General features: G+C 61.8%; 19 protein-coding genes. 6 read left to right on the forward strand and 13 right to left on the reverse strand.

What is annotated here, in order from left to right:
- Positions 1-170: 170 nt before the first annotated feature.
- Complete coding sequence (locus KF821_01085) at positions 171-1,181, reverse strand: glucokinase (GenBank protein MBX3004403.1); 1,011 nt, start codon at positions 1,179-1,181, stop codon at positions 171-173.
- A gap of 182 nt (positions 1,182-1,363) precedes the next feature.
- Here KF821_01085 and KF821_01090 point away from each other — a divergent pair, with 182 nt between their 5' ends.
- The gene (locus KF821_01090) at positions 1,364-1,744 is read left to right on the forward strand and encodes a hypothetical protein (protein ID MBX3004404.1); all 381 of its coding nucleotides are present in this window, start codon (positions 1,364-1,366) and stop codon (positions 1,742-1,744) included.
- Positions 1,745-1,849: 105 nt separating this feature from the next.
- On the opposite strand, the gene KF821_01095 is transcribed toward KF821_01090, so the two are convergent.
- From KF821_01095 to KF821_01110, 4 genes are all read right to left on the reverse strand, one after another.
- A complete protein-coding gene (locus KF821_01095; protein ID MBX3004405.1) occupies positions 1,850-3,370 on the reverse strand; it encodes an aldehyde dehydrogenase family protein in 1,521 nt (506 codons plus the stop codon).
- Between the two features lie 314 nt (positions 3,371-3,684).
- Positions 3,685-4,578: a hypothetical protein gene (locus KF821_01100; GenBank protein MBX3004406.1), complete on the reverse strand. Its 894-nt coding sequence runs from the start codon at positions 4,576-4,578 to the stop codon at positions 3,685-3,687.
- A gap of 21 nt (positions 4,579-4,599) precedes the next feature.
- A complete protein-coding gene (gene ligD / locus KF821_01105) occupies positions 4,600-7,203 on the reverse strand; it encodes a DNA ligase D (GenBank protein MBX3004407.1) in 2,604 nt (867 codons plus the stop codon).
- Positions 7,204-7,214: 11 nt separating this feature from the next.
- A complete protein-coding gene (locus KF821_01110; GenBank protein ID MBX3004408.1) occupies positions 7,215-8,048 on the reverse strand; it encodes a Ku protein in 834 nt (277 codons plus the stop codon).
- 143 nt (positions 8,049-8,191) lie between these two features.
- Here KF821_01110 and KF821_01115 point away from each other — a divergent pair, with 143 nt between their 5' ends.
- The 3 genes from KF821_01115 to KF821_01125 all read left to right on the forward strand — a co-directional run bounded on the left by KF821_01115 (position 8,192) and on the right by KF821_01125 (position 10,923).
- Complete coding sequence (locus tag KF821_01115) at positions 8,192-9,202, forward strand: histone deacetylase (protein ID MBX3004409.1); 1,011 nt, start codon at positions 8,192-8,194, stop codon at positions 9,200-9,202.
- A gap of 269 nt (positions 9,203-9,471) precedes the next feature.
- On the forward strand, positions 9,472-10,401 hold the full coding sequence (locus KF821_01120) for a TIGR03560 family F420-dependent LLM class oxidoreductase (protein MBX3004410.1): 930 nt from the start codon (positions 9,472-9,474) through the stop codon (positions 10,399-10,401).
- Between the two features lie 9 nt (positions 10,402-10,410).
- On the forward strand, positions 10,411-10,923 hold the full coding sequence (locus KF821_01125; protein MBX3004411.1) for a nitroreductase family protein: 513 nt from the start codon (positions 10,411-10,413) through the stop codon (positions 10,921-10,923).
- A gap of 8 nt (positions 10,924-10,931) precedes the next feature.
- On the opposite strand, the gene KF821_01130 is transcribed toward KF821_01125, so the two are convergent.
- Entirely contained in the window at positions 10,932-11,471 is a 540-nt protein-coding gene (locus tag KF821_01130) for a DUF1697 domain-containing protein (protein ID MBX3004412.1), read from the reverse strand.
- Positions 11,472-11,516: 45 nt separating this feature from the next.
- On the opposite strand from KF821_01130, the gene KF821_01135 reads away from it, so the two are divergent.
- Positions 11,517-13,190 carry a SulP family inorganic anion transporter gene (locus tag KF821_01135; GenBank protein ID MBX3004413.1) on the forward strand — a complete coding sequence of 558 codons (1,674 nt, stop codon included), beginning with the start codon at positions 11,517-11,519 and terminating at the stop codon, positions 13,188-13,190.
- Here the strand turns inward: KF821_01135 and KF821_01140 are convergent.
- From KF821_01140 to KF821_01160, 5 genes are all read right to left on the reverse strand, one after another.
- Complete coding sequence (locus KF821_01140) at positions 13,187-13,630, reverse strand: CBS domain-containing protein (GenBank protein ID MBX3004414.1); 444 nt, start codon at positions 13,628-13,630, stop codon at positions 13,187-13,189. The two genes, KF821_01135 and KF821_01140, sit on opposite strands and share 4 nt — an antisense overlap.
- A 154-nt stretch (positions 13,631-13,784) precedes the next feature.
- Positions 13,785-14,750: a polyprenyl synthetase family protein gene (locus KF821_01145; protein MBX3004415.1), complete on the reverse strand. Its 966-nt coding sequence runs from the start codon at positions 14,748-14,750 to the stop codon at positions 13,785-13,787.
- On the reverse strand, positions 14,747-15,553 hold the full coding sequence (locus tag KF821_01150) for a TatD family hydrolase (GenBank protein ID MBX3004416.1): 807 nt from the start codon (positions 15,551-15,553) through the stop codon (positions 14,747-14,749). The genes KF821_01145 and KF821_01150 overlap by 4 nt, the downstream gene beginning before the upstream one ends.
- A gap of 9 nt (positions 15,554-15,562) precedes the next feature.
- Positions 15,563-16,801, reverse strand: coding sequence for an MgtC/SapB family protein (locus tag KF821_01155; protein ID MBX3004417.1), 1,239 nt, complete (start codon positions 16,799-16,801; stop codon positions 15,563-15,565).
- A gap of 75 nt (positions 16,802-16,876) precedes the next feature.
- Positions 16,877-18,298 (reverse strand): phosphoglucomutase/phosphomannomutase family protein, encoded by a 1,422-nt coding sequence (locus KF821_01160; GenBank protein ID MBX3004418.1) that lies wholly within the window; start codon positions 18,296-18,298, stop codon positions 16,877-16,879.
- Positions 18,299-18,649: 351 nt separating this feature from the next.
- Here KF821_01160 and KF821_01165 point away from each other — a divergent pair, with 351 nt between their 5' ends.
- Positions 18,650-19,528: a hypothetical protein gene (locus tag KF821_01165; GenBank protein ID MBX3004419.1), complete on the forward strand. Its 879-nt coding sequence runs from the start codon at positions 18,650-18,652 to the stop codon at positions 19,526-19,528.
- 10 nt (positions 19,529-19,538) lie between these two features.
- Here KF821_01165 and KF821_01170 read toward each other — a convergent pair whose 3' ends face one another.
- Positions 19,539-20,609 carry a hypothetical protein gene (locus tag KF821_01170; protein ID MBX3004420.1) on the reverse strand — a complete coding sequence of 357 codons (1,071 nt, stop codon included), beginning with the start codon at positions 20,607-20,609 and terminating at the stop codon, positions 19,539-19,541.
- Between the two features lie 50 nt (positions 20,610-20,659).
- Positions 20,660-22,615: a hypothetical protein gene (locus tag KF821_01175; protein ID MBX3004421.1), complete on the reverse strand. Its 1,956-nt coding sequence runs from the start codon at positions 22,613-22,615 to the stop codon at positions 20,660-20,662.
- Between the last annotated feature and the right edge of the window lie 192 nt (positions 22,616-22,807).

Raw genomic sequence — 22,807 nt, forward strand, 5'->3', positions numbered from 1 at the left:
AGGCAAGGTACAGCCCAGGCAAACTGATATGCAGTTTTAGGCTTAGTTGGCGTATGGGAGTGAAACAACTACTTAGGAGTCATTCTAGCATGGGGCGTATTAATGAAATGTTTGACCCAGATTAGGGCAAGCTTAGGAACTATTCCCCCGTTTTGCCGGGCCGCGCGGCCTCAGGCGGCTTGTTGCTGTTGCGCGTAAGCCGCCGCACCCAGCAAGGCCACTGCCGGGTCAAGGATCAATTGCACCGGGAAGCGCGCCAAGTAGTCCTCGTAGCCCGTCTTGCCCAGAAAGAAATCCATGAAGCGATAGCGGCCCAACGCGGCCTGGATGCGCGGCGGGATGCCGCCGCCCAGATACACGCCCGCGGTGGCGCCCAGGCCCAGCGCCAGGTTGCCGGCGGTGGCCCCAAGAATTTCTACGAACAGTTGCAAGGTCAGCGCGCAAATTTCGGCGCCGGCGGTCTGCGCCAGCGCATGCTGCACAATGATCACATTGTTGTCATCACCCTGGCGGTCCAGCTCCGCCCGCAGCCACTCGGGCTCGGGGGCATGGCCGCTGGCCTTCAGGAAGGCATAGATGTTGGGCAACCCCACCCCGGCGCAGACATGCTCCACCGCCACCTGGCCCAGCCGCGGCCGCAGCCAGGCCAGCAGCTCCTGCTGCAGCACAGTCTCCGGTGCAAAGCTGGCGTGGCCACCCTCGGTGGCATAGGCGCGGTACTGCCCGCCCGCCGAGGTGAGATAGCCAATCCCCAGGCCGGTGCCCGGGGCGATCACAGCGATCGTGCCCCCGGGTTCGGGCACGCCGGCTTGCAAGGTCTGCACTTCATGCGGCTGCAGCAGCGGTACGGCGTTGGCCAACGCCTTCAGATCATTGATCAGCCAGGCCGCCTGCCAACTAAACTCAGCGCACAGCGCCGCAGCATCCACTTCCCAATCCAGGTTGACCATGCGCACATGATTGTTGATCACCGGGCCAGCCACGCCAAGGCAGGCTGTGTGGATGGCCTGCGCGTCCTTGTCAGCCAGGTATTTGCGCAAGATCGCCGGCAGATCCGCATGGTCTGCGTTCAGGTAGCTGGCCTCAGCCTGCGCCCCGGCCTGCAGGTCACTGGCATCGAAGAGCGCCAGATTGGTTTTGGTGGCGCCAAGATCGCCGGCAAGGATGTAGGAGTTGGTCACAAGGCGGCATTATAATGCGCGCCTCAGTTTTTTTAACCACAGATGAACGCAGATAAACACGGATAAAACTAGAACTACCTAACCATAAAGGCACAGAAAAGTACACAAAGGAATCTCCAATCTTAGTTGCACTTAGATAGAGAGCTTTATCTGTGTTTATCTGTGGTTAAACTGACTGCAAGATGAACCCCGTCACCCAAAGCCTGCTCAGACAGCTCAACGATCCACAGTTGCATGCATTCGCGGCAGACTGGGACCTGTTGACCGCGCTGGTGATCGAGATCTACCAGCAGAAGTCGCTCACCGTGGCGCAGCAGGCGCGCTTCTTTGAAGCCCAAGCACGGCTGCAAAGCAGCTATGCCGCCCTGGCGGCTGAGCTGGAGCCGCACTGGCGTGCCGCCCGCGTCAAAGGCGATCTGGTGGTGGGCGATCCCTTCCGCGCCATCATCGACAAGCCCTCCGCCAAGGAATTCGTTGAAAATTGGGATGCGCTGCGCGCCCTGCCCGCGGCACGCGAAGCCTTGAACAATTTGCTAATGAGCAAGCTAGAAACACAAGGATGAGGGGCGCCCGCCGCGCTCAGCGTTACACAAATCGCAATAACACAAAAAGCCAGGCGCATGCGGTGCGCCTGGCTTTTTTATCTATTTGCGGATCGTTACGAACGATCAGTCACCAAACTTGATGCCCTGCGCCAGCGGCAGTTCCTTGCCCCAATTTATTGTATTCGTCTGGCGGCGCATGTAGGCGCGCCAGGCATCCGAGCCGCTTTCGCGCCCGCCGCCGGTTTCCTTCTCTCCGCCGAAGGCACCGCCGATCTCGGCACCGGAGGTGCCGATGTTGACGTTGGCAATGCCGCAGTCGCTGCCGCCCGCCGAGAGGAAGCGCTCCATCGTCTGCATACTATCGGTGAAGATAGCGCTGCTCAGCCCCTGCGGCACATCGTTGTGCATGCGCAGCGCCTCATCCACGGTTTCATAGTCGAGGATATACAGGATCGGTGCGAAGGTTTCCTCCAGCACTACGCCGGTTTGCGCCGGCATGCGCACGATCGTGGGCTGCACGAAGTTACCCGGCCCATCAATGCGCTTGCCGCCGGTGAGCACCTGGCCGCCTTCGTTCTGCGCACGCGCCAGTGCATCTTCCATCTTCTCCACGGCCACCTCGGTGACCAGTGGGCCCATCAACGTGTCTTCTTCCAACGGGTTGCCGATGTTCACCTGGCCATACGCCTTCACCAGGCGTTCGGTCAGCGCGTCCACCACGCTCTTGTGGGCAATGATGCGGCGCGTGCTCGTGCAACGCTGCCCCGCCGTACCCACTGCGCCGAACAAAATCCCGCGCACGGCCAGATCCAAATTGGCATCCTCCGCCACAATGATGGCATTGTTGCCGCCCAACTCCAGCAGGGTCTTGCCAAAGCGCCCGGCCACCGTCTGATTGACGTGGCGGCCCACCTTGGTGGAGCCCGTGAACGAGATCAGCGGCAGGCGCGGATCATTGATCATGCGCTCACCCACTTCCTGGCCGGTGCCGACCACCAGGCTGAAAATCGCCTGCAGGCCATGGTCGGCCATGACGCGGTTGCAAATGTGCTGCATGGCAATCGCGCTGAGCGGCGCCAGTTCCGAGGGCTTCCAGATCACCGTATCGCCGCACACGCTGGCCAGCGTAGAGTTCCACGACCAGACCGCGATGGGGAAGTTGAACGCCGAGATCACGCCCACCGGGCCGAGCGGGTGCCACTGCTCATACATGCGGTGGCTGGGGCGCTCACTGTGCATGGTGAGGCCATAGAGCTGGCGGCTGAGGCCCAGGGCAAATTCGCAGATGTCGATCATCTCCTGCACTTCACCCAAACCCTCGGCGCGGATCTTGCCCATCTCCAGTGAGACCAGCTCGCCCAGCGGCTCCTTGAGCTCGCGCACGGCTTCGCCCAGATCGCGCACCAGTTGGCCACGCTTGGGCGCCGGCACGTTGCGCCAGCTCTCGAAGGCTGCCTGCGAGGCACCGACCACCTGGTCATACGAGGCCTGCGTAGCCTGGATGATCTTGGCGATCGGTTCGCCGGTGGCCGGATTGTAGGAGATCAGTTCGGCGCCGTTCTTGTCTTCGATCCAATGATCGCTGCCGTAGGACGCGCCGGGGTTAATGTCTTGGATGTTGAGTTTTTGGAGGAGTGATTTCATAAGGCAAATTTAACCACAGATGAACACAGATAAACACAGAGGTTTAAAAGCCATCTTCGCGAGCAGTGTGCTGCGCTGACGAATGCGATTAGGGATTAGGGATTAGGAATTAGCGATTAAAGGATTGGGTTTCCTTGTGCTCTTTGCGCCTTTGTGGCCAAGCTTTTATCTGCGCCTATCCGCGTTTATCTGCGGCCAAACAAGCCTAAGCACCTTTGCAGCGAAGTTGCACTGACGAATGAGATTAGGGATTAGCGATTAAAGGATTAGGTTTCTTTATGTCTTTGTGGTTAAGCTTTCCGCGTTATCTGCGGCTAAACAAGCCGAAACTCCACCGTAGGCGTAGTCTTCGCGTCCCCGCACGAAGCGTGCACCGGCGCGCCAAGCTCCCGCACTACGCTGACACGATGCCGGCTGCCATCCGCCAAAGCGAACTCGCCCTGCCAGCGCGCCTCATCCAGCGCGGCGCCTGCCAGCAAGCGCGGCCCCACCGCCGTGCTCAGCTGCAAACGCTGGCGCAGCAACAGCTCCGCCGCTTGCGCCGCCGGCTCCCAGGCGGTGTAGCCGCGGCAATAAGCCAGCGGCAGCGCCCCGGCCATCACCGCCGCCCCCACTGCGAGCGCATTGTCTGCACGCAGGCGGCCATAGGCGCGGCCGCTGGGCAGCGCCAGCAGATTCGCCGCGTAACGGTGACCGCCCAGGTGGCTGCTCTCCCACACCGCATCGCCAAACTCGCGCTGCAAGCGATTGTAGACGCCGATGCCGTGCAGCACGCAGCAGGCGTCCCGCTGGCCATTGGTGCACACCAGCAGCAGCGGCTGCTGGCTGCGCTGGGCCGCATACTGCGGCGCCCCGGCGACGATCGCCGTCAGATCCAGCTCGGCCAACTCCGCATAACTGGAGAGTTCAAACGTATACAGTGCCGGCTGTTCTCCCAGCACGGCGGCAAAAAAACGCAGGTGAGCTGCGCGGTCCTTCTGCTTGATCAACAGCAGACGCGCTCCCGCAATACCGGCCAACTGCGCGTCCACCGCCTGGCGTATAGCGGCGTCGATCGAGCTTTGCTCCCAGGCCTTGTGCTCCCACCGCTCGCGATACTCCAGCGCGAACCACACCTGGGCGCGCGGCGCAGTGCCGGCCAGGCTTTCTCCCGCCTGTTCAGACTCTAGTGAACAAGGAATAGCAAGGGTTTCATCAAGTGCCGTCATGGCACGATTCTAATCAAGATGTCAGGCTTTGAGCACTTGCTCGATCAAGGCAAAATCGGGCAGCGGCTGGCGTGCCGCGAAGAAGCCTGCCCAGCGGTCGCCGCCGTCGGCCAGGCGCGCCATGATATTGGCCAAGGTGAAATGATCGGCGCGCAGCGCGGCATCGTCCAACTCTTCCCACAGTAGTGGCATCGCCAGCGGCGCCTCGGGGCGGGCGCGTAGCGAATATGGCGCAATCCCGGTTTGGGCGTAGCGGTTGCGCAGATAATCCAAAAAGATCCGCCCTTTACGCTTGTCCTTACGAATCTGCGTGGTGAACTTCGCATCGCGCCGCTCCAGCGTGGTGCACACCGTCTTGGCGAACAGCAGCACCGTATCAAAGGGATGCTCTGGCTGGATCGGCACCACCACATGCAGGCCGCGCGAACCAGTGGTCATCACGAAGGAGGGTAACTGCATATCCGCCAGCAGGCCGCGCAGATCCTTGGCCCCGCTCACCACCGCGTCCCAACTGTCATCCGTGGAAGGATCCAGGTCGAAGACGATCTTATCGGGCTGCTCCAGCTGCGGCGCCTGGCTGGTCCAGATATGGATCACGAACGAGGCCAGTTGCGCCAGATACACCAGCGTGGCAGCGTTGTTGATCATCACTTGTAGCTGCGTTTCGGCGGCGCTGGCACTGGTGCGCACTTCCACCAAACTTATGAACTTGGGAAAGTACTCCGGCGCTTCCTTATGAAAAAAGCCTTGCACTCGAATGCCATCGGGAAAGCGCTGCATGCTGATCGGGCGGTTCTGCACATGCGGCAGCATCACCGGGGCGATCTGCTCGTAATAATCGATCACCTGCGTCTTACGAATTTGCGGGAAGAGCAACTTGCCCGGGTTGGTGACCTTGATCTTGTGCCCATCCACCTGGCGCATCTCTTCGCCATCCGCCCGCCCGCCAGAGGCTGGCACCGTCAGCGGCGGCGGTGCCGGGCTGGCCGCGCTAGCCTCGCGCACCACATGGCGGGCCGCCTTATCCGGTCGCAAGCCCAAAAAGCGCGGGTGGCGAATCTTATCCAGCCGCGTCCATTCCCCAAAACCCACCTGGGCCACCAGCTCAGGCGCCACCCAGCGCACAGCTTGGCGCGGCAACAAATCATCCGGCAGGAAGGGGCACTCTTCACTGGTCAGCGCATCCAATTGCTGGCGGATGGCGCGGATCGCCTCATCCGAGAAGCCGGTGCCTACCCCACCCACAAATTGCAGTTTGTCTTGCCCCTCCGGGTAGTAGCCCACCAGCAGCGCGCCAAAGCCGCGCATGCCGGCCTGCGGTTCGGTAAAACCGCCGATCACAAATTCTTGCTGGCGCACGCACTTCCACTTCAGCCAGCTCTTGGAGCGGCCGCGCTGGTAGCTGGCATTGCCATCCTTGGCAATCACGCCTTCTTGCCCGCTGGCGCAGGCCTGCTGGAACAGCTCAAGCCCGCCCTGCTCCTGATGCTCCAGATAGCGCAGCGGGTCAGCATACTGCACCAGGCCGCGCAGCACGTCCTTGCGCTCTAGTTGGCTGAGGCGCGTGGTGTCGTAGCCGGCGCAATAAGTCACATCAAACAAATACATGAACACCGGCGCCTCTTGCAGCAGCTCGGCGCTAGGCTTTTGGATGTGCATCCGCTTTTGCATCTGCTCAAAGCTGGGGCGGCCATTTTCAAAGGAGACGATCTCCGCATCGGCCACAAAGTCACCTTGGCCGTGTTGGCGCAGCGCGCCGGCCAATTCAGGATACTGCTCGGTGATGATCAGCTTGTTGCGCGAGAGCAGCTGCACCTGTTGGCCTTTACGGTAAACGATTACCCGTTGCCCATCCAGCTTGGGTTCGTAGATCCAGCCAGCGCGCTCCACCGGGCGCTCTTCCGGCGTGGCCAGCATCGGCTCCTGCCAGCCGGGGAACTCGGCCAGGCTCAGCTTGCTAAGCGCCTCCGGCGGCAGCCTGCGCAGCGCCGCGGGCAACTGCGCCCGGCTGCCTTCTTCTTTCAACTCCTCGATGCTCTTGCCACTCTTGACCGAAAGCGGGCGCTCGTTGACGATGTCATAGGCCGGGTTGGCAAAGGCATCTTTCATCTTCACCATCAGCCAGTTTTCCTGTTTGCCTTCGTAACGCGTGCGCACCAGCGCAAATTCGCCCTTGAGCTTCTCCCCATCGAAGCGCACCTCAACCAGGCCAGCCTCCAGCGACTCTTTCATCGTGAAGGGCTTGCGCTTGGTGCCGCGGATATTGGTATAGGTTCCCTGATCCCACAGGATGATCGGACCGGCGCCATACTCCCCCTTGGGAATCACGCCTTCAAAATCCAGATACTCCATCGGGTGGTCTTCGGTGCGCACCGCCAGGCGTTTTACCACCGGGTCGTGCGCCGGGCCTTGCGGCACGGCCCACGAGACCAATACGCCGTCGATCTCAAGGCGCACGTCATAGTGCAGGCGCGTGGCATCATGCTTTTGGATGCAGAAGCGCGCCTGGTGCGGGCCGAGTTCCGCGGCCTGCGCAGCGGCGGCGGCAGCGGGCGCAGGTTCGCTGGTCTTGCTAAAATCGCGCTTGTCGCGGTATTCCTGTAAGCGCTGCTGCGGGTCAGCCACGCCTCGCCTCGCTATGCGTCAACGCGAGCTTTGCTGGCTTCGATGCTGGCACGCAACGAGGCCAGCAGGTCATCATCCTTGGTCTGCTCGGGCGCGGCGCCCACCACCTCAGGCGTCAGACCCTCAGCCTTCTGGTCAATGATGCGCCGGATCTCGGCCGTAAACGTGTCTTCGTATTGCTCCGGCTTGAACGGCTGGGTGAGCTGGTTCACCAGACTGAGCGCCAGGTCCAGTTCGCTCGCCTTGACTTCATCGGCTCCCGGCAGGTTGAGGCCCTCCGCCTCGCGCACCTCGGATTGGTAACGGATCTGGTTCAAGATCAGTACATCACCCTCCGGCTTGAGGATCGCCAGGTTCTCCTTGGTGCGCAGGATGAATTTGGCCACAGCGACTTTTTTGGATTGCTTCAGTGCCTCGCGTAGCAAGCTGTAAGCCCGCGCCGCGTTCTTATCCGGCCCCAGGTAATAGGGCTTATCAAAATACACACTGTCGATCTCGTCTTCGTTGGCAAAGGCGAGGATTTCAATACTTTGAGTCTTCTTGGGGCTGGCGTTCTTGATGTCTTCGTCTTCAATCACCACGTAGCGCCCGTCTTCAACCTCAAAGCCTTTGACAATCTGGTCGTAGGGTACTTCCTGGCCGTCGGCGGCTGCCACGCGCAGATACTTAATGCGCGAATGGTCGCTCTTGCGCAATTGGTTGAATGACAGCTCGTTCTCGCGCGTGGCTGAGAACAATTTGACCGGGATGTTGATCAAGCCGAAGGCAATCGCCCCGGACCAAATGGCGCGGGCGCCTGCGGCAGCTTTCTTGCTCTTCGCTTCAGGTGCATTATCTTCTGGCATGGCGATGCTCCTTACTTATGGGAGTGCTATCAATTCTAGCGCAAGCCATCCCACTTGACCGCCTGTGGGGCGACGCTTGAGCCGGCGATCACAAACGCCCACTGGCCGCAATCAGCGGCGATAGCCCTCTATAATCCAGCGCAATGACCGCGCCCATCGCCTACTACTATCCCGAAGGCCATAGCGCCCACGCCCAGGCCGCTCACCCCGAACGCCCCGAGCGCGTGGACACAATTCGCCAGGCCCTGCAGCAGCACGGCCTGTGGCAAGCGCCACTCCCCGCTGCGCCGCTGCCCGCTGGCCTGCTGGAGCGCGTGCACAGCCCGGCGATGTTGCAAGCCATCCAGATGCACGCCCAGGCCGGCCGCGCGCTGGATGCCGACACCTACACCACGCCGCACAGTTGGCCGCTGGCACAAGCCGCCGCCGGCGGCGCGCTGGCAGTAGCGGGCGCGGTGTGGCGCGGCGAGGCGCACACGGGCTTTGCCCTCAGCCGCCCGCCCGGCCACCATGCCACCCGCCAGCAGCCGATGGGCTTCTGCTTGCTGAACAATATCGCCCTGGCCGCCGAATATCTCCTGCAGCACGGCGGTGCCCGGCGCCTGGCAATTCTGGATATGGATGTACACCACGGCAACGGCACGCAGGATATTTTCTACGCCCGCGCGGATGTGCTCTTCTGCAGCAGCCATCAAGCACCGCTATGGCCGGGCAGCGGCCACCTGGACGAGCGCGGCGAAGGCCCCGGCGCCGGGCTTACCGCCAACCTACCCCTGCCGCCCGGCAGCGGTGACGCGGCCTTCGCCGCGGTGTATGGTGAGCTGTTCCCCGCCCTGCTGGATGCATATCAACCGGAGATGTTGCTGGTGAGTTTTGGCTTCGATGCCCATTGGCGCGACCCGCTGGCCAACCTGCAAGTCAGCGCCGCCGGCTATGGCCGCGCCGTGGCCGCACTGCGCCAATGGGCCACAGCGCATTGCGGCGGCAAGCTGGCCGTGATCCTCGAAGGAGGCTACGACTTGCCCGCCGCGGCCGCCTGCAGCCTGGCGGTGGCGCAAGCCCTGCTAGGCGAGGAGATCAGCGATGCGCTCGGCCCCGCACCCACCCCCGAAAGGGAAGACTGGCGCGCCGTGGTGGCCGCCGCGCGAGAATAGGCGACTAGTTGAGTAGTTGACTAGTCATATAGTCATCTGGATATTTAGCCGCAGATGAACGCGGATGAACGCAGATAAAACCGACTAAACAACTAATCGACTAATCGACTAATCGACTAACTGACTAATTGACTAATTGACTAATCGACTAATCGACTAATCGACTAACTGACTAATCGACTAATCGATTAATCGATTAATTAATTGACTAACTAACTATTTCGACTAACTTTCATACATCTACGGTTAAATAATCATAAGGAGCCACTATGCAACTCTCCATCATGATCGAAGGCCAAGACGGGCTTACCTGGCCGCGCTGGCAACGCCTGGCGGCCGCCGCCGAAGACTTTGGCTTCGCCGGCCTCTACCGTAGTGACCATTACACGAACATGGACCCGCCCGAAAAAGATTCGCTCGAGCTGTGGACTTCGCTGACCTGCCTGGCCAGCCACACGCAGCGCATCCACTTCGGCCCGCTGGTCTCGCCGCTCTCCTTCCGCCACCCCAGCATGACCGCTCGCATCGCCGCCGCCGTGGATGATCTCAGCGGCGGGCGCCTGGTGCTCGGCCTCGGCGCCGGTTGGCAAGTACGCGAGCACGAAATGTTCGGCCTCGAGCTGCTCGAGCTGCCGGCCCGCATGCAACGCTTCGAAGAAGGCTTGCACGTCATCCACAGCCTGCTGCACAACGCAGCGCCGCTGGATTTTGCCGGCACCTTCTACCAACTTCAGCAGGCTGTGCTGCTACCGCGCCCGCAGCGCCCAGGTGGCCCGCCGCTCCTGGTGGGCGGCAACGGCAAGCAGCGCACGCTGCAATTGGCCGCCCGCTATGCCAGCGAATGGAACGGCGTTGGCCTTAGCGCCGCGGCTTACGCCGAACGCATGCCGCTGCTGGATGGCTACCTGGCGGCCCTCGGCCGCCCGCCGCAGGCCGTCAAGCGCAGCCTGATGACCCGCGGCCTGTTTGGCCGCTCCTCGGCCGAATTGGCCAGCAGGCTGGCCGCCAGCGGCCGCAGCCTGGAGGAGTGGCGCGCCCGCGGCGCACTGGTCGGCGAGGCCAACGCCCTGGTCGAGCAACTGGGCACACTGGCTGCCGCTGGCTGCCAACAGGTCATGCTGCAATGGCTCGATCAGGACGATATTGCCGGGCTGGAAGCGCTAGCCGCCCAGGTCTTACCGCAGCTTGCCACTCACTAAGGAGAGCCGATGAACGTATCCACCGCCATCCGGCGCAAACGCGCCATCCGTGACTTCACCGCCGAGCCCCTCCCCGAAGAGGTGGTGCTGGCGATCCTGCGCGCCGGGCGCCGGGCGCAGTCTTCGAAGAATCGTCAGGCCTGGCGCTTCCTCGCCATTCGCCAGCGCCAGACGCTGCAACAACTCAGCAAGCTCGGCCAGTTTGCCGGGCACCTGGCCGGGGCCGCGCTGGGCGTGCTGATCCTGACCCCGCCGCCGGATGTCTTCTACGGGGCACTATTCGATGCCGGGCAAGCCGCGGCCTATATGCAACTCACCGCCACCGAACTCGGCGTAGGCTCCTGCCTGGCCACGATCTACGCAGGAGAGGAAGCCGCCGCTCTGCTGGGCGTGCCCCCCGAATGGCAAGTGCTCATGGCGATTTCGTTTGGCTATCCGGCGCAGAAAGAAAAGCTGCGCCTCAGCAAGTTGCTGCGTGGGCGCAAAGATTTTGAGGAGCTGGTGCACTGGGAGCGCTGGTAGCGGCGCGCTCAGGCCATCTTTTGCAGAATACGCGCCAGCGTTTGCGCGGTGCGCGTAGTGACCGCTTTGCCATAGCGCCGTTCCAGCCAATAGCTGAAGGCGCCATTGGGCTTGGATGCATCCACAATGCTGCACAGCATGCCATCGGCGTAATACACCAGCTCAAATGGCTGCCCTGCAGGCTGGTGAGGTAGCTGCAGATCCAAGGCCGCGGGCGCAGGCTTGATACAGGTCACCACTAGGTAGCTGCGCGTACTATGCACCGCCTTGCCAAACGGCTGTGCGGCCAGCAAGGCTTCTACCTGCGTCTGGCTCTTGATGATCGTGCTGGCTTCAAAGCCCAATTGGCGCGGCCAGGCAGCTTCCATGCGCTGTTCCCACTGCGCCAGCGCCGGGCGCCCCGTCGCTTCGAACACCAGGTTGCCGCTGCTGAGGACGCTGCGCACGTTTTCGAAACCCAATTGCTCCAGCACGCCGCGCAAGTTGACGTTGTGCATGTTCGGGTTGGCCGGGGCAATGCCGCGTAGCAACGCAACATAAGCGGGCATGCAAACACTCCTTGCAATCGTGGTATAGTGCAGCCTCTTGCGATTATGCCACGGCGTAACTTAGCTCAGCTGTATCGTTCCGAATTCTCCGGTTACACCCTAACTAAGTTCCGTCAAGACCTCTTGGCCGGGATCACCGTCGCCGCAGTGGCCTTGCCGCTGGCGTTGGCCTTCGGCGTGGCCTCTGGCGCCACCGCAGCCGCTGGCCTGGTGACCGCCATCCTGGCTGGCCTGGTGATCGGCGCGCTCTCCGGCGCGCCCTACCAGATCAGTGGCCCCACCGGGGCAATGAGCGCCGTGCTGATCGTGCTCGTGGGCCGCTATGGCTTGGACGGCATCTGGGCCGCCGGGCTGCTCTCCGGCCTGCTCTTGTTGCTCATCGGCGTGCTCAAGCTGGGCCGCTTTATCGCCTTCATCCCTTCGTCCGTCATCACCGGCTTCACCTCCGGCATCGCCCTGATCATCTTCATCGGCCAAATTGATAATTTTCTCGGCGTGCACACGCCTGAAAAAGAAACCGCCCTGCAGAAGTTGCTCGGTTACTTCAACGGCGGCTTCAGCCCCAACTGGCAAGTCATCGCCCTGGCGCTGGTCGTGATCGGCTTGATGCTGCTGTGGCCCAAGAAATGGGATCGGGTGGTGCCGGCTTCGTTGCTGGGCATCATCGCTGCCACGCTGGTGGCCGTGCTGACGGGCTGGCAGGCCGAGCAGATCGGCGCCATCCCGCAGACCCTGCTGCTGGCTGAGCGTTTTAACCCGCTCAGCTTCGATTGGAGCGAGCTGCCGGCATTGCTGCCGCCCACGCTTACCATCACCGCCCTCGGCGCGGTGGAGTCCCTACTGTGCGGCGCGGTTGCCGCCAACATGACCGGGATCCGTTTGCAGGCCAATCAAGAGCTGATCGGCCAAGGCATCGGTAATATGCTCATCCCCTTCTTTGGCGGCGTGCCGGCCACCGCCGCCATCGCCCGCTCCAGCGTGGGCATCAAATCTGGCGGGCAAACACGCCTCACCAGCATCATCCACGCCCTGGGCTTGCTGCTCTCCATGTTCCTGCTGGCGCCGCTGATGGCGCGCATCCCGCTGGCTGCACTGGCTGGCGTGCTGATGGTGACCGCCTGGCGCATGAACGAATGGCACGCCATTCGCTTCATGTTCAGCCATCGCTTCAAAACGGATATCGGCGCATTTCTGATCACGATGCTGGCGACGATCAGCCTCGATCTGACCCAGGCGATCCTGATCGGCTCGCTGGTGGCGGGCGGCATCTTCCTGAACCGCATTGCCAGCCTTGAAGTCGAGATCAGCCCGGTAGACCCGGAACGCTTGCGCCAGCGCGGCCTGCAAAGCCAGCGCGCCTGCGAGCACATGCAGGTAGCTTTCGTCACCGGGCCGCTATTCTTCGCCGCCACCGGCACCTTCAATGAAGCCTTTAGCAAGCTCGGCCCCACCCATGCGCTGATCCTTTCGATGCGCGGCGTACCGCTGATGGATACGGCCGGCATCGAGGCCATCCGCAGCCTTAACGCGCGCATCCGCCAGCATGGCGGCACGCTGATGTTCGCCGGCGTGCACAAGAATGTGCACGCCATGCTGGTGCGCGGCGGCCTGCTGGCGGAGATCGGTGAGCAGAACCTGTTTTGGAGCAGCGACCAGGCCATCCTGGCCGCAGAGGCGCGGCCTTGCGCGTTTTGCCAGCACAAGGCCAACGCCCGCTAAACGGCGGCCACCGCCACTTTGTCCTCTTCGAACAGGCGCATGAAGGCCCGGAAGATGTCGGATTCCGTGATCAGGCCCACCAACTCTCCGTGATCCACCACCGGCAGTGCGCCGATCTTGTGTTGCAGCATCAGGCGTGCTGCCTCGGTCAGTGCGGTATCCGGCGCAACGGTGTAGGGCTTGGGCGTCATCAGCTTATCCACGCCCAGTTTGTTGAGCAGATACGAAATCTCATGCACGCTCAGGCCGGTGGCATCAGAGGGGCTGGCCTCACGCAGATCCCCGTAGGTAACAATCCCCACGAGACGGCCATCGTCCACCACTGGCAAGCGGCGGATGTGATTGGTGCGCATCAGGGCCACAGCCTCAGGCAAGGGCGTCCCCGGCGCGACGGTGATCAGTTCGGTGGTCATCCATTCGGCAACTTTAGGTAGGTTCATGGCGATTCTCCTTTACGCCCCTACTGTATGCGCCCCCGCGCCGTCCCACTAGATACATATGTCCCGAGAAAGTCACAAATCCTGGCCCTTTTGTCATGCCCCAACAAAAAAGACCGGCCAAGGGGCCGGTCTTTTTATATTCTTGCCGTGTGGGCTAATGCAAGCGCTCGACGACGTATTCAGCCAGATCGGCCAGGCCGTCGCGCTCGGCACAGGCCGGCATGCTTTGCAGCGCGTCCTGCGCCAGGCGCACATAGCGATGCGCCTCCTCATTGGCTTGTTGCAGCGCGCCGCTGCTGCGAATATCGGCGATCAGTGTATCGATCTCCGTCTCCTGCAGGCTATCGCCTTGCAGCAGTTGCGCCACGCGTGCGTCGCCGGGCTGCATGTCCAGATAATACAGCGTAGGCAGTGTTACCAAGCCATGCCGCAGATCGCTGGCGGCCGGCTTGCCCAGCGTGTCCTCGTCTGACGAGAAGTCGAGCACATCATCCACCACCTGGAAGGCCATGCCGATGCTATTGCCATAGGTATTGAGCAGCTCACCATACTGCGGGAAAACGCCCGCCAGGTGCGCCGGCGCTTTAGCGGCCAGCTCGAACATCGAGGCCGTCTTGGCATAGATGCGCTGGTCGTACTCGGCGCGGGTCGGGAAGGTGTTGCGCGTAAAGATCTGATTGACCTCACCGTTGACGATGATGGAAAGCGTCTTGGCGAACATCTGCATCACGTCTACCGATTCGGCCTGCGCGCCCAACCAGGCCGCCTGTGAGAACAGAAAATCGCCCGCCAAAATAGTGGCGGCCGAGTTCCATAGCGCGTTGAGCGTCGGCTCACCGCGGCGCAGCGTCGCCCCGTCGATGAGGTCATCGTGCACCAGGGTGGCGGTGTGCAACATCTCCACCGCCGCGGCCACGGTCACGGCGTGCGCGTGCGGCGCATCCAGCATGCCGGCCACCAACAGCGTCACCGTGGGGCGCACCCGCTTGCCGCCCGAGCCGAGCAACTGCTCCAGGGCATGGCCCAGCTCGGGGTGGTAGCCATCCGCCACGCGGCGCATGCGCTCCTCCACCTCCGGCAATTGAGTTTGTACCTGTGCGTGAAAATCCAGCATGGTCATTGCGGTGCCTCAAAACGGAATAAACGCTGGGCGTTGGCGCTAGTGGCGGCGGCAACCTCAGCGAAGGGCAAGCCCTTCAACTCGGCCAGCTTCTCCGCCACCAGGCGCACACGCGCCGGCTCGTTGCGCTGGCCGCGCCGCGGGTGCGGCGAGAGGTACGGGCTGTCGGTCTCTATCAGGATCTGCTCCAGCGGGGTGTGTTGTGCGATGGCCTGCACCGCGGCGGCGTTCTTGAAGGTAAGCGGGCCAGTGAAACCGAGGAAGAAGCCCGCCGCCAGGGCGCGTTCGGCCATTGCCTGATCGCCGGAGAAAGAATGCAGCACGCCGGGCCGCGCCGCCAGCGGGCTGTGCGCCGCGGCCAACCCAGCCTGCCATTCAAGCAAAATAGCCAGCAACTCTTCGCTGGCTTCACGGTTGTGAACGATCACCGGCAATTCCATCTCCGCTGCCAATTCTAACTGAGCTTGCAAGACTTTTCGCTGCACATCGTGCGGCGCATCATCCCAGTAGTGATCCAACCCAATCTCGCCGATGGCGCGCACCTTGGCATGCTGCGCCAGTTGGCGCAACTGCGCCCCGCTGGCATCATCCCACTGCGTGCTGCTGTTAGGGTGCATGCCTACTGCGGCGTACACGCCGGTGTGCGCAGCCGCCAACGCCAGCACGCCGTCCGCGCTACTCAGCTCAATGCTGGGGATCAGCAACGTGGTGACACCCTCTTGCTCGGCGCGCGCCAACACCTCCGCACGGTCCGCGTCGAAGGCGTCCAGATCCAAGTGACAGTGCGTATCCACCAGCGTCATCGCGTCTCGCTACACCGCATGCAAGAAGAGTTGATTGATCACCACGCCCACCAAGCCAGCCAGCGCGATCAAAACCAACGAGAGAAAGGTTTTGCGCTTAAAGGCCGGCTCTTTGGTAATGGAACGAATCAACGGGATGTTGATGAGGATGCTCGTCAAGCTCGAGAGGATCACCCCGGTGACGCCCACGATCAGCGGCAGCTCGTGATGGTTCATCAGCGTAGTCGCAGACGCAATGCTCGACCCGCTGGAGAGCAAGCCACCCAAGACGCTGACAAAATAAAAGCTCTGCGAGCCGAAATAGCGCTGCATCAGCGCACCGGCAATGTTCAAGAACATAAAAGTCAGGCCGAAGGTCAGCGCCGCCGAGAGGCGAAACGGCGATTCGAGCGCCAGGGGGGCCGCTTCGTTAGTCTGTGCCTGTGGTTGCGCGGGAGCGCGCAGCCACAGGAGCAGGCTGCAGGCCAGCATCAGCGCAAAGGGCACGATGCTGTAGAGCAAGGCATCCGGCGCGAAGAGGCCCACGATGATGACGTTGCGCAACAACATCGAGCCCGTGGCCAAAATAATGCCGCGGTACACGGAGGGCAACAACGCATCACCCATCGATTGCAAGCGCGTGGTCAATTCCACGATCACTTTGCGGCTGTTCACCAGCCCGCCGAAGAAGGCGGTCAATTCCATCCCGCGCGGGCCAAAGATCTTCATCAGGATGTAGTTGATCAGCCCGATCAAGGCGATGATGATGACGGTGACGAACTCCGTCTTGGGCACCACCAAACCCCAACGGTCCACCGGGGTGGCGGGCAACAAGGGATAGATGACGAAAGCTAAAATGGCCAGCAAGATCCCCGAGCGCACTTCCTCAGCGGTGAGGTTGTGGCTGAAGACCGCCAGGCGCTCCTTCCAGGCCAGCAGGCCTGCCGCGATCACGCCCACCGCGGCCGGCGTGACCGTGTGGCCCACGCCACACAACACGCCGATCACGCCGGTAACCAGCAGCGCGATCGAAGTCGTCAGTACCGTGTTGTTATGCGTTTTGAGCGACTGCCAGTTAAGAATGAAGACCAAAATACCCAGCAAGCAGATGCTGACGATGGCATAGGCTTCGCCCAGCAGCCCGCCCAAGGCCCCCAGCAAGGCGGCGAAGCCGAAGGTGCGCAAGCCGGCTTCCTTGCCGCGCCATTCGCGCTCCAGGCCCACAAACATGCCGATCCCCAGCGCCAATAACACGCGATACAGGCTCACCAGTGGTGGCCAATTAGCAGTACCCAAAAATCCTTGCATGGCAAAACCTCGTTCCTGGATGCAATGCTCCGGAAACTATTGTATGCCCGCTACCTTTAAACCGTCCTGCAGGATGGCTTGTACTTTATCGGCGTGCGTGGTTTCACAGTACACGCGGATCTTTGGCTCTGTGCCGGAGAAGCGGATCAGCAGCCAGCCGCCATCTTCCAAATTGAACTTGAAGCCATCGGTCGTATCCAGGCTGGTCACGCCCAAGCCACCGATGGTCTGCGGCTTGGCGGCCAGGATCAGCGCTTCGCGCGCCGCCCGATCGCCCTCAAACAGGCTATCGATGCGGTCGTAATAGTGCGCACCCACCTTAGCAAACAGCCAATCGATCAACTCGGTGGGTTTCTTTTTCAGCTTGACCATCAAGTCGAGGATGTACAAACCGGCCAGAATGCCATCACGCTCCGGCACGTTGCCGCGGAATGCATACCCGCCCGACTCTTCCCCGCCGATCATGGCGTCTACTTCCATCATCTTGGGCGCCACATACTTGAAGCCCACGCCGGTGTCGTACACGGGCACATCGTAGAGCTTGCCCAGCTTGTTCAACATCGTAGTGGTGGAGAGCGTCTTGACGATCGGGCCGCGCTGGCCGCGTACTTCCAGCAGGTAGTACGCTAACAAGCCATAGGCGCGCAGTTGATCAATGAACTGGCCCTTCTCGTCGCCCAGGCCCATGCGGTCGGCGTCGCCATCCGTGATCAGCAACACATCCGCCTGGTTGGCCAGCGTGGCGGCCAGGCCAGCATCCACATTCGGCTGGATCGGCTCAGGGCGCAGCATCTCAGGGTAGATCGGGTTGCGCTGGTTGTGAATTTCGATCACGCGGGTTTTGCCGCCGGCCAGCAGACGCGGGAACCAGCCCGCGCCGTTGCCCCACATCGTATCCACCATCACGGTGAAGCCCGCATCCTTGATCGGTTGCAGATCGATCAGATCGTGCAGGTGCTCAATGTATTTCGGCGCCGCATCAAAGAGCTCGATCAAGCCCTGCGCTTTGGCATCGTCAAAGTCTATACGGGTTACGCCGGCCGCGGTATCCGGAATGGCCTCTTCGATCTCCGCCAGACCTTCAGGATCGATGGCGCCGCCGTTTTCGTCGCGTACTTTAAAGCCATTGTCCGTCGGCGGGTTGTGCGAGGCAGTGATGTTGATCGCCCCGCCCGCCTGCTGAGTCAGCACAGCATAGGCGATCACCGGGGTTGGCGTGGCTTCCTGCGTCAGCCAGGCTTTGATGCCATTGCCCGCCAGCACCTCGGCCACGGCCGCGGCAAAGTTCTCGGAGTGAAAGCGCTTGTCATACCCCACCACCACCCCTTTGGCGGTCAGGCCATGATTTTTGATGTAGCTGGCGTAGCCTTGTGCGGCCCGTTGCACCGCATCAAATGTATAGTCCTTGGCAATCACCCCGCGCCAACCGTCTGTTCCAAAGCGAATATCCTTGGCCATGCAGTATTCCCGTATAAATGTGATTTTTGGTACAAGCTGATTATAGCAGAAGGGCCACCCAACTCAAAGCGAGCCGGGCCGTTTCGATAGTTTTAGATAGTATCCCGCACGCCGCGCTGCAGCCGCTCGTAGGCGCATAAGCGGCGCGCATGGGCCAGGCGGGGATTAGCTGACAGCGTGTACGTGAGCAGGTATGAGCTACGAGGCGCTGCTCCGATCACTTCTGGGGGTTGATGTGCTCAATCGCAAACAGCTTGTCATCTGGCATGAGAAGAATGTGAAACAATAGTTTTATCTTTTCGCCATATAATCATTCAGAATAATTATCAGTAGCAGGCGGGAGGCCAAGATATGAAAAACTGCCCATTTTGTGCAGAAGAGATCCAAGACGCAGCGATCGTGTGCAAACACTGCGGGCGTGATTTGCCTGCTCCTCTGGCAGAAGAAACTCAAATCGTAGACACTAAAGACCGTACGGTGCCTAAGAAGGGTCTGCCGCGCTGGCGAAAAATTGCCATTGGGTTTGTTCTCTTAAGCGCAATGTGCATGTGCCTGTTTGTAATTTCGCAATCCGGAGAAAATGAACAGGATCAAGAAGCCAAGAATGCGCAGATAGTAGCGCCTTCCTTGACCCCTTCACTGGAACCCAGTAGCACCCCAGTGGATCGCAATCTATCCATCCTGATGGATGTGGTTGGGCTGAGCGAGGAGGAGGCTAGCGACGCGTTTGAAGCGATTAAAAGTGTTGGGTTTGATCGGATTTCAAGCCTAGAATTTGTTATGGATCGAGATGGCCTTCTAGCTTATTCTGCCGATTTTGGCTACACGAATAGCTTCTCCGTTACTTTCTGGCAAAACAAAGTGTTTGGCATCAGCAACGTGAACACGGTTTTCTACGATGCTGACGCTGGTGGGCCGCTGGACAATATCAAGAACTACACCCTCGATATCACTGAGCAAGCTACTTTTATGTACCTCACCGAGCAGTATGTCAAGCAGGCATTGCGTTCCCCATCCACTGCAGAGTTCCCTAGCGGCTTGTTCGCCATAGATCAGTGGGGATTTGGCCGCAAGCGAGACGTTGTCACAGTGCAATCCTACGTAGACGCGCAGAATGGTTTTGGGGCCATGATCCGCAGTAACTTTACGGCCCAATTTTCTTATTCGACCGAGGCCTTGCTTTACCTCGAAATTGATGGACAGGCAGTTTACGGGAGCCCACAGCATTAAGTCCTCGCTTTTAGATTGGCAAGGATGCGCCGCGCTGCAGCCGCTCGTAGGCGCACAGGCGGCGCACATCTCCCAGCTTGACGGGGCGCCCAAGCGCATCTGCGATCAGGCGCTGCATGCGCGCCCCGCCCTGCTCCAGCAGCAAGGCCCGGTTGGCTTTGCGGCCCAGCAAGACACAATCCGCCTCGTCCGCTAGGTTGTGCGCGGGCGCGGGCTGCTCGACCAGTTGGCTCCAGGCGCGCACTAGCCGCTCGCAGTGCGCCGCCCGCGTTGCCAGTGTCTGCGGCGTCACCGCCATCACGCGCAAGCCGTGCGCCAGGCGCAGCGCCCCCGGCGAGCAAGCGTGCACATAGATGATGCGCAGCTCGGTACCGCTCTCAGCCAGATCGATAATGTCGTGCAGGCTGCCCAGCAGCACATCGCTTTCGCCGCGCACAAACTGGGCTGCGGCGCGCCCCATCGAGCCGCGCGGCTTGATGCGCAGCGCCAGGCGCTGCCGCGTCGCCAAGCCCAGCGCCTGCAGACGGCGCAGCCCCTGCTCTTCGCTGGCCAGCACCGGGCTGACCCGCAAGCGCGCCGGTGTGGCTACGATCAGCCAGCCTGGGGCGCCCAACGCCACCAGCGAGAGCAGCAGCCAGGGCAGATAGCCCAACCAACCGCCGCTGCTGGCACTGGCCAGGCCCACGCGGGCTTGCTGAAAGCGGAAACTGATCGCGGTAGGCGCCGCCGCCTGGGCGCCCACCACGATCGCCGCTGAGGGGGTAGCCGCGCCCTCGCCGGGCAGCGCGGTTGTGCTGGGCGTAGCAGTGAACGCGTTTGGCGTCAGCGTGGGTTGGCGCGGCACGGGCGTGGCTGTGTTAAGCGGCGCCGCTGAGGCGGAAAGCAGGATCGAGCTGAGCGTAGCAGTGGGCGTGGCACTCGGCCCGGACAGGCTCGTGCTGCTGGGGCTAGCGCTGAGCAGCGGGGTGGCACTGGCGGCATGCGTAGCCGTGCTGGCCAGCGTGCTGCTGGGCGCGGCGCTGGCGGTGGGGCCAGCCGCCGCCAGCGCTTCCACCGCGTCCACACACAGCAGGCTGAGCAAGCCGGAGCGCAGACGTACATAGCGGTACGGGCTGGGCGCGGCGGGATAGGCTAGGTGGCCTGCGTATCACCCAGCACCAATTGCAGCAGCGGCGCTGGCGCAGTGGCCAAGACGTTTTGCGCCGCATCCAAAAACTCCACGCTGGGCAGCAGGGCTGCGCCAATCCCGAGCACATCGCCCTGGTAATAGACGCGCAGATCTGCCTGCCCTTCCTCGCCCACGCCCATATCCAAAGTCAGCGTCGCATCGAGCAACAGCGTGCCGAGCAAACTGGCGCATTGGCCGTCTGGCGCGCCGAGCGCACCTGCGGCGTTGCTCACCACCCCGGCCGTGCTAGATACAAAATCAGCATGTACGTCAATGGGATTGCTGGTAGCGCTGGGCGCCAGGGTGAGCGTGGCGCTGGCCGTAGCCGTCGGCGAGGGGCTGGCCGTTGGCGAGGGGCTGGCCGTCGGCGAAAGGCTGGCCGTTGGCGAAGCGGTTAGCGTGAGCGTGGGGCTGGGGGTCAGCGAAGCGGTCGGTGAGAGCGTAAGCGAAGCCGTTGCCGTGGGGGCGATGTAGGCCAGCGCTTCCACCGCGTCCACACACAGCAGGCTGAGCAAGCCGGAGCGCAGACGTACATAGCGGTACGGGCTGGGCGCGGCGGGATAGGTGTAGGTGGCCTGCGTATCACCCAGCACCAATTGCAGCAGCGGCGCCGGCGCAGTGGCCAAGACGTTTTGCGCCGCATCCAAAAACTCTACGCTGGGCAGCAAGGCCGCGCCTATGCCGAGCACATCGCCCTGGTAATAGACGCGTAGGTTGCCTTGCCCTTCTTCGCCAGCGCCCATATCCAGGGTCAGGGTGGCATCCAACAGCACCGTGCCGAGCAAACTAGCACATTGGCCCTCAGGCGCCCCCAGCGCACCTGCCGGATTGCTCACCGTGCCGGCGCTGCTCACCACCGCATTGGCGAATTCGGCCGCCGCGGGCAGCGTAGGTGTTTCGCTTGGCGTCAGCGTCGGCGTGTCGCTTGGCGTCAGCGTCGGTGTTTCGCTTGGCGTCAGCGTCGGCGTGTCGCTGGGCGTCAGCGTCGGCGTTTCGCTGGGCGTAAGCGTCGGTGTGTCGCTTGGAGTCAGTGTTGGCGTATCGCTCGGGGTCAGTGTGGGCGTGTCGCTTGGCGTCAACGTCGGTGTGTAGCTTGGAGTCAGTGTTGGAGTTTCACTCGGCGTCAGTGTCGGCGTGTCGCTTGGAGTCAATGTTGGTGTTTCGCTTGGCGTCAGCGTCGGAGTGTCGCTTGGCGTCAAAGTCGGTGTTTCGCTGGGCGTGGGCGTCGGCGTGTCACTTGGCGTCAGCGTTGGCGTCTGGCTCGGAGTCAGTGTTGGAGTTTCACTTGGCGTCAGTGTCGGTGTTTCGCTCGGCGTCAGCGTCGGTGTGTCGCTTGGAGTCAGCGTCGGCGTGTCGCTAGCCGTTGGCGATGGAGTCAGCGAAGGCGTCAGCGACGGAGTAAAAGTTAAGCTCGGCGTATAGGTGGGAGTGACATAGTTCAACGCTTCCACCCCATCCAGCCCCAACCCCAAGCCCAGCCCCACTGAAATACGCACATAACGGTACGGGGTAGCCCCGCTGTACGGCACCGTGACCGAAGAGGAGAGCAAGTCCAGCAAGATCACCTGGGTAGCCAATACATTCTGGCTGGCATCCAGAAAACTCACCGTGGTGCTCACGCCGACCAAAATGTTGTAGTGGATGCGCAAGGGGCCGCTACCCTCCTCCCCCGCGCCCATATCCAACACGACCTGTGAAGAAGCCAAAATGCTTATTGGCGCAGCGGAGCGCACCCCGTCCGGCGCGCCGAGGGCATTGCTGGCATTGTTGAAATTACTAGAAGAAAGCACCGCGTCGGCATACGGATCCGGCGGCGGGGCGGCCTGGGCCACCAGCACCGCCCACAGCAAAGCCGCCCCTGCCAACAGGGTCCCTAACAACGTCTGCTGCAAAACGTGCTGCGTAGACGGTCTTAACACCTTCCGCACTCCTATATGGCGGATCGAGCCTTGGTGCTTCTATTCACTTATTTACAATGGCGATGGCCCTCCAGGACAGCTTCGTCCCCACAATGTACTAGAAGCTTAAAAACTCTAGCATCTCTCAGCCCCAGTTGGGCTTTCAATTACGCAAGCTCGCCGCGCCGCAACGCTTTGCCGTATACTCCCCGC

The organism is Anaerolineales bacterium (assembly GCA_019637755.1).
GTDB lineage: Bacteria > Chloroflexota > Anaerolineae > Anaerolineales > UBA11579 > JAMCZK01.

Coding starts and splice junctions, on each gene's coding strand:
- KF821_01090 (MBX3004404.1), top strand. CDS start 1,364: ATGAACCCCGTCACCCAAAGCCTGCTCAGACAGCTCAACGATCCACAG.
- KF821_01095 (MBX3004405.1), bottom strand. CDS start 3,370: ATGAAATCACTCCTCCAAAAACTCAACATCCAAGACATTAACCCCGGC.
- KF821_01100 (MBX3004406.1), bottom strand. CDS start 4,578: ATGACGGCACTTGATGAAACCCTTGCTATTCCTTGTTCACTAGAGTCT.
- KF821_01110 (MBX3004408.1), bottom strand. CDS start 8,048: ATGCCAGAAGATAATGCACCTGAAGCGAAGAGCAAGAAAGCTGCCGCA.
- KF821_01115 (MBX3004409.1), top strand. CDS start 8,192: ATGACCGCGCCCATCGCCTACTACTATCCCGAAGGCCATAGCGCCCAC.
- KF821_01120 (MBX3004410.1), top strand. CDS start 9,472: ATGCAACTCTCCATCATGATCGAAGGCCAAGACGGGCTTACCTGGCCG.
- KF821_01125 (MBX3004411.1), top strand. CDS start 10,411: ATGAACGTATCCACCGCCATCCGGCGCAAACGCGCCATCCGTGACTTC.
- KF821_01130 (MBX3004412.1), bottom strand. CDS start 11,471: ATGCCCGCTTATGTTGCGTTGCTACGCGGCATTGCCCCGGCCAACCCG.
- KF821_01135 (MBX3004413.1), top strand. CDS start 11,517: ATGCCACGGCGTAACTTAGCTCAGCTGTATCGTTCCGAATTCTCCGGT.
- KF821_01140 (MBX3004414.1), bottom strand. CDS start 13,630: ATGAACCTACCTAAAGTTGCCGAATGGATGACCACCGAACTGATCACC.
- KF821_01145 (MBX3004415.1), bottom strand. CDS start 14,750: ATGACCATGCTGGATTTTCACGCACAGGTACAAACTCAATTGCCGGAG.
- KF821_01150 (MBX3004416.1), bottom strand. CDS start 15,553: ATGACGCTGGTGGATACGCACTGTCACTTGGATCTGGACGCCTTCGAC.
- KF821_01160 (MBX3004418.1), bottom strand. CDS start 18,298: ATGGCCAAGGATATTCGCTTTGGAACAGACGGTTGGCGCGGGGTGATT.
- KF821_01165 (MBX3004419.1), top strand. CDS start 18,650: ATGAAAAACTGCCCATTTTGTGCAGAAGAGATCCAAGACGCAGCGATC.